This window comes from Amycolatopsis sp. NPDC058986 (genome assembly GCF_042741125.1).
In the GTDB taxonomy this organism is placed as follows: Bacteria; Actinomycetota; Actinomycetes; order Mycobacteriales; family Pseudonocardiaceae; genus Amycolatopsis.
Window position 1 is genome coordinate 96,885 of sequence record NZ_JBHYJW010000030.1, and the last position, 11,819, is coordinate 108,703.

General features: G+C 68.7%; 12 protein-coding genes. 3 read left to right on the forward strand and 9 right to left on the reverse strand.

The genetic code is table 11. The features are described 5' to 3' along the window. Positions 1-37: 37 nt before the first annotated feature. Positions 38-1,891 carry a prolyl oligopeptidase family serine peptidase gene (locus ACFW0G_RS25515; protein WP_378327901.1) on the forward strand — a complete coding sequence of 618 codons (1,854 nt, stop codon included), beginning with the start codon at positions 38-40 and terminating at the stop codon, positions 1,889-1,891. 72 nt (positions 1,892-1,963) lie between these two features. On the opposite strand, the gene ACFW0G_RS25520 is transcribed toward ACFW0G_RS25515, so the two are convergent. The 5 genes from ACFW0G_RS25520 to ACFW0G_RS25540 form a co-directional block, all read right to left on the reverse strand. Next, entirely contained in the window at positions 1,964-2,590 is a 627-nt protein-coding gene (locus ACFW0G_RS25520) for a TIGR03085 family metal-binding protein (RefSeq protein ID WP_378327902.1), read from the reverse strand. 37 nt (positions 2,591-2,627) lie between these two features. Further along, positions 2,628-4,013 (reverse strand): glutamate decarboxylase, encoded by a 1,386-nt coding sequence (locus ACFW0G_RS25525; RefSeq protein ID WP_378327903.1) that lies wholly within the window; start codon positions 4,011-4,013, stop codon positions 2,628-2,630. Positions 4,014-4,075: 62 nt separating this feature from the next. Next, positions 4,076-4,552 (reverse strand): Dps family protein, encoded by a 477-nt coding sequence (locus ACFW0G_RS25530; protein WP_378327904.1) that lies wholly within the window; start codon positions 4,550-4,552, stop codon positions 4,076-4,078. A 54-nt stretch (positions 4,553-4,606) separates the two neighbouring features. After that, entirely contained in the window at positions 4,607-5,029 is a 423-nt protein-coding gene (locus ACFW0G_RS25535; RefSeq protein WP_378327905.1) for an organic hydroperoxide resistance protein, read from the reverse strand. A 140-nt stretch (positions 5,030-5,169) separates the two neighbouring features. Beyond that, a complete protein-coding gene (locus ACFW0G_RS25540) occupies positions 5,170-5,742 on the reverse strand; it encodes an NADPH-dependent FMN reductase (RefSeq protein WP_378327906.1) in 573 nt (190 codons plus the stop codon). A gap of 140 nt (positions 5,743-5,882) precedes the next feature. On the opposite strand from ACFW0G_RS25540, the gene ACFW0G_RS25545 reads away from it, so the two are divergent. After that, complete coding sequence (locus ACFW0G_RS25545) at positions 5,883-6,929, forward strand: alpha/beta hydrolase (RefSeq protein ID WP_378327907.1); 1,047 nt, start codon at positions 5,883-5,885, stop codon at positions 6,927-6,929. Between the two features lie 156 nt (positions 6,930-7,085). Here ACFW0G_RS25545 and ACFW0G_RS25550 read toward each other — a convergent pair whose 3' ends face one another. The 3 genes from ACFW0G_RS25550 to ACFW0G_RS25560 form a co-directional block, all read right to left on the reverse strand. Further along, positions 7,086-7,616, reverse strand: coding sequence for a hypothetical protein (locus ACFW0G_RS25550; RefSeq protein ID WP_378327908.1), 531 nt, complete (start codon positions 7,614-7,616; stop codon positions 7,086-7,088). Between the two features lie 436 nt (positions 7,617-8,052). Next, the gene (locus tag ACFW0G_RS25555; protein WP_378327909.1) at positions 8,053-9,495 is read right to left on the reverse strand and encodes a catalase; all 1,443 of its coding nucleotides are present in this window, start codon (positions 9,493-9,495) and stop codon (positions 8,053-8,055) included. Between the two features lie 11 nt (positions 9,496-9,506). Next, positions 9,507-9,941: a Fur family transcriptional regulator gene (locus ACFW0G_RS25560; RefSeq protein WP_378327910.1), complete on the reverse strand. Its 435-nt coding sequence runs from the start codon at positions 9,939-9,941 to the stop codon at positions 9,507-9,509. Between the two features lie 230 nt (positions 9,942-10,171). On the opposite strand from ACFW0G_RS25560, the gene ACFW0G_RS25565 reads away from it, so the two are divergent. Beyond that, a complete protein-coding gene (locus tag ACFW0G_RS25565; protein WP_378327915.1) occupies positions 10,172-11,320 on the forward strand; it encodes an MFS transporter in 1,149 nt (382 codons plus the stop codon). A 7-nt stretch (positions 11,321-11,327) separates the two neighbouring features. Here ACFW0G_RS25565 and ACFW0G_RS25570 read toward each other — a convergent pair whose 3' ends face one another. Beyond that, positions 11,328-11,720: a hypothetical protein gene (locus tag ACFW0G_RS25570; RefSeq protein ID WP_378327911.1), complete on the reverse strand. Its 393-nt coding sequence runs from the start codon at positions 11,718-11,720 to the stop codon at positions 11,328-11,330. Positions 11,721-11,819 lie beyond the last annotated feature (99 nt).

Sequence of the window (11,819 nt, forward strand, 5' to 3'; positions counted from 1 at the left end):
CGCACACAGTACGGCCACGAGGTGGCAGGATCGAGGGGTGAGCACGCAGTCAGCCAAGCAGTACCCGTCCGCGCTGGTCCCGGACCGGCTCTTCGACGACGCCGCGGCCGAGACCCGCTGGCGGGCACGCTTCCACGCACCCCGCATCTCCGTCCCCGAGTGGGCCCGCGACGCACCCGACGCCAACGTCTACGTCTCCAACGCCAGCGGCGTCTGGGAGGTGTACGCCTGGGATCGCGCGACGGACACCCACCGCCGCGTCACCGACCGGCCCAACGGCACCTTGCACGCCACCCCCTCGCCCGACGGCCGCTGGATCTGGTGGTTCGACGACACCGACGGCGACGAGTTCGGGTCCTGGGTCCGCCAGCCGTTCGCCGACGGCGCCGCCCCGCAGAAGCCCGAGAAGGCCGTGCCGGACGTCCACGACGGCTACCCCGCCGGGCTGGAGATCGGCTCGCGCGTCACCGCGGTCGGCGTCTCGACCGACGACGGCAGCGAGCTGTTCGCGCGGATCGACGGCGAGACCCGGCGCTTCTACAGTCACGCCGACGACGCCGGGATCGCCTCGCTGTCCCGCGACGAGACACTGATCGCCATCTCCCATTCCGAACACGGGGACTCCCGGCACCCGGCGCTGCGGGTGCTCGCCACCGACGGGTTCACCACCGTCGCCGAGAAATGGGACGGCGAGGGCAAGGGACTGTCCGCGCTGGAGTTCTCCCCCGTGGCGGGCGACTCGCGCCTGCTGGTCCTGCACGAACGCCGGGGGCGCGAGGAGCTGCTGGTCTGGGACGTGCGCGCGGACACCGAGACCGAAATCGACCTCGGCCTGCCGGGCGAGGTCGTCGCGGACTGGTACCCCGACGCACGGGCGCTGCTCGTCGTCCACTTCCACCAGGGCCGTAGCTCGCTGTACCGCTACGACCTCGAAACCACCGAGCTGTCCTCTTTGGACACACCGGCCGGCCGGATCGGCGGCGCCGGCGTGCGTCCGGACGGCACGGTCGAGTACTCGTGGTCGAGCGCCGCGGAGCCGACGGCGGTGCGTGCCAGGAAGGCCGACGGCACCGACGCCGTACTCCTCGAACCTCCCGGCGAGCGCCCGCCCGGCTCGGCGCCGATCACCGACGCGTTCGTCGAGGGGGTCGGCGGCCGGATCCACGCGCTGGTGTCGCGGCCGGCAGACGCCCCGGAAGGCCCGCTCCCGACGGTGTTCTCCCTGCACGGCGGCCCGCACTCGGCCGACGAGGACCGATTCTCGGCATACCGCGCGGTCTGGCTCGACGCCGGTTTCGCCGTGGTCGAGGTGAACTACCGGGGCTCCACCGGCTACGGCTCGGCCTGGCGCGACGCGATCGAAGGCCGTCCCGGGCTGACCGAGCTGGAGGACGTCGCCGCCGTGCACGACTGGGCTGTCCAAAGTGGACTCGCCGACCCGGCGAAGTGCGTCGTGAACGGGGCGTCCTGGGGCGGTTACCTCAGCCTGCTCGCCCTCGGCACCCAGCCCGCGCGATGGGCGGCGGGGATCGCCGGAGTGCCGGTCGCCGACTACATCGCGGCCTACGAGGACGAAATGGAGCAGCTGCGCTCGTTCGACCGGGCGCTGTTCGGCGGCTCGCCCGAGGACGTTCCGGCGCTCTACGGCGAATGTTCGCCGATCACCTACGTCGACGCGGTCGCCGCGCCGCTGCTGGTGCTCGCCGGCGACAACGACCCGCGCTGTCCGATCCGGCAGGTCGAGAACTACCTCGACCGGCTCAGCGGCAGGGACGCGCCCTACGAGTTCTACCGCTACGACGCCGGGCACGGCTCGCTGGTGATCGCGGAAACCATCAAGCAGACGTCGATCGAGGTGCACTTCGCCCTGCGCGCACTCGGACTTCGCTGACGTTGGCACGTGCACTGAAGGCCACCTTGAGAGACTAGGACGCCCTCAAGGTGGCCTTCAGAGCACTGAGCGTTAGAAGCCGCGGCTCAGCGTCTTGAGCCGTCCGACGGCGTTTTCGGCGCCCTCGAACGACACGCGCACCGCGTCGCGGCCGAAGCAGAACAGCAGCAGATCCACCGGCGCGCCGACCACGGTCACGACGTCCGGGCCGGTCTTGACCGCCGCCTCCTGGCCGTCCGGGGTGCGCAGCGTGACGCCGACCGGCGATTTGCGCAAGTTCACCTTGGCGATCTGCCGCGCCGAGCGCCACGCCGCCGCGTCGCGCCGGGCATCCGGTTCGCGCGGTTCCCAGTCTGGCTGGGCACGGCGGACGTCCTCGTGGTGCACCAGGAATTCGGCGGTGTTGGCCGCCTCGTCCAGCGAACCGAACGAGGTCGGCCAGTACCAGGCCGGGCCCTGGCGGATCTTCTGGACCAGCTCACTCCACGGACGCGCGGCGTACGAGTCCTGGACACGCTGGGTGTGCTTGGCGAGCGCCGGGATCAGGATGCCGGGCGCGGCGTCCGGCCGGTGCTCGCGGACGAGCAGATGCGCCGCGAGATCGCGCGCCGCCCAGCCCTCGCACAGCGTCGGCGCGTCCGGCCCGACCTGCTCGAACAGCGTGCACAACGCCTGACGTTCCTCCGCGGCAACACCCATGCACCCGACATTACCCGCCGGTAGCACCGACAGCCAGCTAGTGGTGAAAGCTCGACACCTGGTTCTTCGACGGGCCGCTCTGCGCCTCCAGTTCGGGAAGGACGCGGGTCAGGTCGGCCAGCAGCAGATCCGCGAGGTCGTGGGTGAAGCCGTTGCGCACCACGATCCGCAGCACCGCGAGGTCGGTCCGGTTCTCCGGGAACGTGTACGCGGGCACGAGCCAGCCGCGTTCGCGCAGCCGCCGCGAAACGTCGAAGACGTCGAACGCGGTCACCGACTTCTTCGTGGTGAAGGCGAAGACCGGGAGCTGGTCACCGCGGGTCAGCAGTTCGAAATGCCCGAGCGCTTCGATGCCCTCCGCCAGGTACGTCGCGACGTCACGCGACGCCTGTTGCACGGCACGGAATCCTTCGCGTCCCAGGCGGACGAAGGTGTAGTACTGCGCGGCGACTTCGGCGCCGGGACGGGAGAAGTTCAGCGCGAAAGTCGGCATGTCGCCACCCAGGTAGTTCACGTTGAACACCAGTTCCGAGGGCAACGCCGCCTTGTCCCGCCACACCACCCAGCCGACGCCGGGGTAGACGAGGCCGTACTTGTGGCCGGAGGTGTTGATCGAAGCGACCCGCGGCAACCGGAAGTCCCACACCAGGTCCGGGTCGAGGAACGGCGCGATCATCGCGCCGGAGGCGCCGTCGACGTGCACGGGGATGTCCCAGCCGGTCCGCGCGGCGAGTTCGTCGAGCGCCGCGGTGATCTCGGCGACCGGCTCGTAGCTACCGTCGAAAGTGGACCCGAGGATCGCGACGACGCCGATGGTGTTCTCGTCGCAGCGGGCCACCGCCTCCTCGGCGGACAGGTGGTACCGGTCGCCGTCCATCGGCACCAGCCGCGGCTCGACCTCCCAGTACTCGCAGAACTTCTCCCAGCACACCTGGACGTTCGCGCCCATCACCAGGTTCGGCCGCCCGGTGCGGCCCAGCTTCGACCACCGGCGCTTGAGCGCCATCCCGGCGAGCATGCACGCTTCCGACGAGCCGGTCGTGGAACAGCCGATGACGTCGTTCGGGTCGGGCACGTGCCACAGGTCGGCGAGGATGGTGACACAGCGGCGTTCCAGCTCGGCCGTCTGCGGGTACTCGTCCTTGTCGATCATGTTCTTGTCGACGCATTCGGCCATCAGCACCCGTGCCTGCGGCTCCATCCACGTTGTCACGAACGTGGCGAGGTTGAGCCGGGCGTTGCCGTCGAGCATCAGCTCGTCGCGGACGAGCTGATAGGCGGTGTCCGGCGCGAGCGGGTCGTCGCCGAGTTTGTCGCGCGGCGGGACCAGCTGCGCGGCTTCCGCCGGATTCGCCCCGCCGAAGAGCGGATTCGTTCCCCCACGACGTGCCGGGTGGGACGGTTTTCCCTGATGCAGCACCATGATTCGCACGGTAGCGCTGTCCGGCGTCCAGGGCACCCCCGCGCCACCCGGCAGGGTCGGGGTCAGGCCTGCTGGGCCTGCCACATCCAGTGCGCCTTCTCCAGCGCCTGGGTGATCTCGATGAGCAGGTCCTGAGTGACCAGGTCGCTCTTGTCGGTCTCGTCGATACGGGCCCGCAGCCGCTCGATCAGCTTCGCGAGGATGTCGACGATCGCGGCGACCGTCGATTCCACGGACTGCCAGTTGTCCGGGTATTCGGGCGCGCCGGAGCTCTCGACGACCGTCCGTGCCTTGCCGTTCGGCGAGACGCCGATGGCGTTGGCGCGCTCGGCGACCTCGTCCACGTAGGTGCGCGCGGTGTCGACCAGCTCGTCGAGCTGGAGGTGCACGCTGCGGAAGTTGGCGCCGACGACATTCCAGTGCGCCTGCTTGGCGATCAGCGACAAGTCGACCAGATCCACCAGGGTCGCCTGCAGGACGTTCCCGGTGATCTCCTTGTCGGCCTCGGCGAGCGGGCTCTTGATCGGAGAAGTGGACATGGTGTTCTCGTTCCTTTCAGCCGGTTCCGGCCGACCTGGCAGTCGAAAGCCGGATCAGACGGTCGCGGAGAGCGCGACCTCGATGTTTCCCCGCGTTGCGTTGGAGTACGGGCACACCTGGTGTGCCTGCGCGACCAGCTCGTCGGCCTGCCCCTGCTCCAGCCCGGGCAGCGACGCCTTCAGCGCGACCGCGAGCCCGAAGCCCACGTCCTTCTTGAGCACGCTGACTTCGGCGGTCACCGTGGAATCGGACAGCTGGACCTTCGACTGGCGAGCGACCAGCTGCAGCGCACTGTGGAAGCACGCGGAATAGCCTGCGGCGAAAAGCTGCTCGGGGTTGGTCTTGTCACCGCCGGGCCCGCCCATCTCCTTGGGAATCGCCAGCGACTCGTCGATGACACCGTCGGACGAGGTGACCTCGCCGTTGCGGCCGTCGCCGCGAGCCGTCGCGACAGCGGTGTAAAGAGCCTCAGCCATGCCTTCGCCTACCTCCTTGTCGGAGCACTCACCGTCGAGCGCCTGCAATGAGTAACAACGTTTCGAAAGTACGGAAACATTGCCGGTCATGGCAGGCGTCACTCGACGGAATACCCGGAAGGTGGGCGAAGAAACGTGGGTCAACCCGCGCGAGTGATGGCGAACTCCGCGACCTGACGGCCGATGAGGCGCAGCGTGCGCACGGACTTCTCGTCGGAGGCGCCGCCGCCCTCGTCGAACTTCGTTTCCGCCGAGTTGATCGAGCCGCCGAGCGGGGTCGTCCAGCCGCGCAGGGCGTGCGTGATCGTGCGGAGCTGCTCCAGTGTGGTGACCGCGGCCTGCCAGCCGTAGGCGACCGCCGCGAGGCCGACGGCGCGGCCGTCGAGATAGGGCCGCACGTCCTCGCGCAGGTCCTCGACGTAGTCCAAGGCGTTCTTGACCAGCCCGGACAGCGCACCGTGGTACCCGGGCGAGACGACGATGATGCCGTCCGCGCGGCGGATGGCGTCGATCAGGTGCACGGCCCGCTCGTCCCGGTCCCGTGCCGCGGGGTCGTAGAACGGCAGCACAAGGTCCGGGCCAGGGAGCAGCTCGGTGTGGACGCCGAGTTCGGCCGCGCCGTCGAGCGCGATGCGCAGCGCGCGTTCGGATTGCGAGCCCGCTCGCAGCGAACCACCGATCCCGAGCACATTGACCGTCTTGGCTGAAGTCACTCTTACGAGGCTAACCCCTCTACCTAACTGGAGGACCAGGATCTGGGACGGAGTCGTGGGTCACATCTCGCTCCTTGCTGGACCTGCTACCTACTGGGCAGTAACGTCAGGGATCGTTCGACGGCGTCCGAGGAGGAACAATGGCGATCCCGCTCCTGGTCCGTGCCCAAGCCGCGTCCGCTCAGCTGCTGTACTGGCTGCCACGGCCGGTCAGGCGCGTGCTCGCCGGGCGTCCCATCCGGCGAGACGGCCAGGAGCTCGCGCTGGACGCCCAGTTGCTGCTCCGGCTGCAGAAGCTGACCGGCGCCGAGCTGGTCCACGGCTCGGTCGGGCAATCGCGCGCGCTGCTCGAACTGGGCAGGTACCTGGTGAGCGGCAGGCCGATCGAGCCCGTCGCGACGCGGGAAGTCCAGATCCCGACGCCGGACGGGGACCTCCCCGCCACGCTCTACACACCGGCCGGACTGCCCGAGCCGTCCGGTCTGCTGGTCTTCTTCCACGGCGGCGGCTGGGTGATCGGCAACCGCGCGTCGCACGACAACGCCGCCCGCTACCTCGCGAAACACGCCGGCGTCCGCGTCCTGTCGATCGAATACCGGCTGGCTCCCGAGCATCCGTTCCCCGCGGCGGCCGAGGACGCGGTCGCCGCGTTCGAGTACGCCCACGCCAAGGCGAGCGACCTCGGCGCCGACCCGGACCGCATCGCGGTCGGCGGGGACAGCGCGGGCGGCAACCTCGCGGCCGTCACAGCCCAGCAGACGGTCGCGAAGGGCGGGCCCGCCCCGGTGTTCCAGCTGCTGATCTACCCTGCCACGGACTTCACGAAGCGCTACCGCTCGCGGGAGCTGTTCGCCGACGGCTTCTTCCTCACCGACGCGCACATGAACTGGTTCGAGGGGCATTACGTCCCCCGGGGCACGGACCTGACCGATCCACGGCTTTCGCCGTTGCACGCGAAGGATCTCTCCGGACTGCCACCCGCTTACGTCGTGACCGCGGGCTTCGATCCGCTGCGCGACGAGGGCGAGACGTACGCGCAGAAGATGCGGGAGGCCGGGGTGTCCGTCGCGTTGAGCCGGCAGCCGGACCTCATTCACGGCTTCCTCAACTTCACCGGCGTCGGCTCGCGGTTCACCGAGGCGGTCGCCGAAATGGCGGGCGCGCTGCGCACCGGCCTCAGCAGGTGAACCGAGGGACGCCCCCGGTGCACCCAACGCACCCAGGGACGCCCTTGTCGCAATCCCGGCCGCGCACATCCCGCACCACGACCGAACCCGGAAATGCCGGAATCCGGTGCGGAGGAATATCCACACCGGATTCCAGCCCCCGTTCGAGGGTTGCCGTTACGGCTTGGGCACCGGCGGCACCGGGAGCGGCGGCACCGGGAGGCCGCCGCCCACCAGGCTGGCGAGCAGGCCGGTGACCAGGTTGAGCAGGGCGTTCAGCAGGTCGCTGACGATCTTCAACGGCCCGGGCAGATCCGGGATCTTGATGGGCGGGATCGCCGGTACCGGCGGCAGCTGACGCGGAGTCGCCTTGGGGTCGTTGAGCAGCCGTTTGGTCTCGGTGCCGTACTGCTCCGCCTTGCCCGCGGTGTCCTGCGCCTCCGCCTGGATCTGGTAGCGCTTTCCGGTCGCGAGCTCGGAGAGCACCGGATTGAGCTCGTCGAGCCTGCTCTTCGTGGCGTTGACATCGCCCGCGTAGGCCACCTTGGTCAGGTCGTCACGCAGCTGCAGAACCCGGGCGGCCACCGCCTGAGTGCTCGATGTGCCGTGCCCGCCCACGGGCGCCGCGGCGGCCATGTGGGCCGTACCGACCGCCAGCATGGTGCCCGCTGCGAGCACCGCGATGGATCGGACGAACTTGCCTTTCATTCGTACCTCCTGGCCTCGGGAGACCTGACGGGTAAATCGATACCCGCCGTATCGGAGATCCACCACCCGATCACCGGTTAGAGCCCATTTCTAACCCTTACGTGCCGAATCCAATAGCCGCGAAATTTCCCGCAATTGATTAACGTCGTGAGCTTGCCCTTAACCCTGATGATCATCATGACCGATCAGGAATCTGACTGTGCGTGACCATCGGCCACGATAGGACGCGAGGGTAACCCACATCGGTCTATTGCGTGATCGTTTATCTTCATCACTCCGTCGGACCGCGTGTCGCCACTGCTCCGGATGGGGGCGTCCCCCACCCTCACCCCGCCCACCATGTAGGTGCCCCCAAACGGCAGCGGCCCGGCACACTTCAGCGCGCCGGGCCGCTCACCCCGTGGTGGGAGCAACAATGTGGAATTGTCTTCGCGTATTACTTGCCGAAAGCCGCGGCGACCTTGTCACCGAGGTTCTTGTCCACGTTGCGCCAGTATTCGAAAACGCGTTCGAGAACCGGTGCGGAAACCTCGTTCGAAGCGTGTCCGATGATGTTGTTCGCCAGCCGCTCGCGCTGCGCGTCGTCCATCACCTGACGCACCAGGGTGCCCGCCTGGCCGAAGTCGTCGTCCTCCGCGTGCGGCTTGTAAGCGGAACGGATCACCTCGTCCTCGACGCCGTAGCTCGACGCCGTCTCCGACGCCAGCGCGGCGTCGGCGTGCGGACCGCCGAAGGAGTTCGGCGCGTAAACCGGGTCGCCCGGGTTGTTGTAGCGCATCGCGCCGTCGCGCGAGTAGCTGTTCACCGGCGCCTTCGGCGCGTTGACCGGCAGCTGGGTGTAGTTGGTGCCGATGCGGTAGCGGTGCGCGTCCGCGTAGGCGAACAGCCTGCCCTGCAACATCTTGTCCGGGGACGGGCCGATGCCCGGAACCAGGTTCGACGGCTCGAAGGAGGCCTGCTCGATCTCGGCGAAGTAGTTCGACGGATTGCGGTCGAGCACCCAGCGGCCGACCTTGATCAGCGGGTAGTCGCTGTGCGGCCACACCTTGGTCAGGTCGAACGGGTTGAACCGGTAGTCCGCCGCGTCCGCGTAGGGCATGACCTGGACGTACAGGGTCCAGCTCGGGTGGTTGCCCTGCTCGATGTTCTTGAACAGGTCACGGATGTGGTGGTCGGCGTCCTCGCCCGCGAGGCGGTCGGCGTCGGCCTGGGACAGGTAACCGATGCCCTGGTCGGTCTTGAAGTGGTACTTCACCCAGAACTTCTCGCCGCCGGCGTTCTCCCACAGATAGGTGTGCGAGGAGTAGCCGTTCATCTCACGCCAGCTGGACGGGATGCCGCGGTCGCCCATCAGCCAGGTGACCTGATGCGCCGACTCGGGACGCAACGTCCAGAAGTCCCACTGGATGTTGTGGTCGCGCAGGTGGTTGTCGGCGCGGCGCTTCTGCGAGTGGATGAAGTCCGGGAACTTGATCGGGTCGCGAATGAAGAACACCGGGGTGTTGTTGCCGACGATGTCGTAGTTGCCCTCGGTGGTGTAGAACTTCACCGCGAAACCGCGCGGGTCGCGCCAGGTGTCGGGCGAGCCGTTCTCGCCTGCCACCGTCGAAAAACGCACGAGACTCTCGGTGCGGACACCCGGCTGGAACAGCGCGGCCTTGGTGTACTGACTGACGTCCTCGGTCACCTCGAGAAAGCCGAACGCGCCACCGCCCTTGGCGTGCACCACTCGCTCCGGCACACGCTCGCGGTTGAACTGCGCGTTCTTCTCGATGAGGTAGTGGTCCTGCAACAGGATCGGGCCGTTGGCGCCCAGCGTCAGCGAGTCGTTGTCGCTCGCGACCGGGATGCCGACGTTGTTGGTGGTCGGCTTCGTCACGGGGATACCTCCTACTTCGGGTGGGATGGAATGCAGTCCGGGCAGAGTCCCCAGAAGACGACCTCCGCCTCGTCGATCCGGAAGCCGCCCGTGGCGGCGGGCTCCAGACAGGGCGCCGAGCCGTGCACGCAGTCGACGTCCTCCGTGCGCCCGCAACCGCGGCACACGACGTGGTGGTGGTTGTCCCCGGTTCTCGTTTCGAACCGGGCCGGATGTCCCGCCGGTTCGATCCGCCGCACCAGGTGGGCACCGGCACACGCGCCGAGCACGTCGTAGACGGCCTGCGTGGAAACCGAACCCAGCACGTCGCGCACCCCCGCGGCGACCTGGTCGGCCGTCGCGTGCGGATGTCCGGCGAGCCATTCGAGCACGGCGACCCTCGGCGCGGTGATCCGCAGACCGGCCGATCGGAGCTGCCGCCGTACGGGGCTTTCCTGATGAGGCATGACGCTCGCCAGCTTGCCGCGCTTTCTGGAATGAGTCAAGAAAAGCCGCCAGGTCGGGTGATTTCGCAGGTCAGCGAGGCGTGTCGCGCCTGCCGGGCGTGTCCGCGGCCATGATCCTCGCCACACGAGCATAAAGAATTTGCACGGTCGTACCATCTTGAGTTCTCATCGATTGCGTGCCGCTGAAGCCCTATCGCCAGGTTCTGGCCATCCCCCGAGTCCCGTCCTCGATGGTGTTGATGTTCTTCGCGCGGCTGCCGATGACGATGATGGGCGTCACCCTGACGATGTACGTGGTGAGCGTGCTCGGCCGCGGGTACGGCGCCGCCGGGCTCGTCGGCGCGGCGACGACGCTGGGCTCCGCGCTCGGCGCCCCGTTGATCGGCAGGCTCATCGACCGGTTCGGGCTGCGCCCGGTCGTCGCGGTGTGCGGAGTCAGCTCGACGGCGTTCTGGATCGCCGCACCGCACCTTTCGTTCGCGGCGCTGGTGCTGGTCGCGTTCCCGGCCGGCCTGCTCGCGGTGCCCGCGGGCTCACTGGCCAGGCAGGTACTCACGGCGCTGGTGCCGATGACGCAACGGCGTTCGGCGTACTCACTGGACACGATCCTGGTCGAGGCCTCGTTCATGATCGGCCCCGCTGCGGGCATCGCGGCGATCACCAAATTGCCGGCGACGCTGACGCTCAGCGGCATCGGTGTCCTCTTCGGCGCGACCGCGCTCCTGCTGTGGATCACCAACCCGCCGATCCGCAACGAGGACGAGCAGGTGCCGGAGCTGACGGGCGCGCGGCCACCGCTGCGCGAATGGCTTTCCGGGCAGATGGTCGGCACCCTGTTCGTCGCCGCGGGCGCGTTGTTCTGCCTCGTCGGCACCGAAGTCGCCACGCTGGCGGCGTTGCGGGCCACCGGCGAGACCTCGTGGACCGGCCTGGTGATCGTGGTCATGTGCGTGGCGTCGCTGGTCGGCGGCGTCATCCATGGCGCGGTGAAGCGGTCGCTGCCGCAGGCCGCGCTCATGTTCCTGCTCGCCGTCCTGGTGATCCCGGTCGGGCTCGCCGATCAGCCGTGGTGGCTGCTCGCGCTCGTGCTCATCCCGACGAACGTCCTGTGCGCGCCGACGCTCGCGGCCACCACCGAGACCATGGGCAGGCTGGCCCCGGCCCGCGTGCGCGGCGAGGCGATGGGCCTGCAGGACGCGTCGACCCGGCTCGGCCTCGCCATCGGCAGCCCCGTCGTCGGCTTCGCGATCGACCACTCCAGCCCCGCCTGGGGCTTCGCCGCCTCGGGCATCGGCGCGCTGATGATCGCGTCGATCGGCCTGCTGTGGCACCGGAAACGCGCCGCCGATCGCGTCCCCGCGATGGCGACGTCCGCTTGACGTCCGCTCAGGCGCAGACCTTGCGGAGCGCGTCGAGGCGTTCGAGGTTGCGTTTCGTCCACGTGGCGATGACCCCGGCGTCCTCGATGTGCTCCTTCTGCACCTGGAGATAGGAGTCGGCCATCCCGGTCAGCGCGTTCTTGACGTCCTGCTGCTGCACATTGCCCGCCAGCTCACGCAGGCGGCGTTCCTTGTCCAGCGCCCGTTCCTTGAGCTTCGCCGGATCCGGGTTGAGGTCCGCGAGCCCGAGCGCCTCACCGCACGCCTTGACCTTGTCCGCGGTCCGGCCCGCCGAATCGGCGGCGGAATTGACCTGATCGGCCGCCGAGTTCACCTGGTCGCAACCGGCCAGCAGTACCGCGGCCGCGGCGAGCGCCGCACCGATTCCCCACCTCTTCATCCACCCAGGCTACCGACAAAGCCGTGAAGGCCTCCTTCACAGCGCTGAGCGCTGTGAAGGTGGGCCCGTCGCTTATACACCAATCCCAGCCCACGAGAC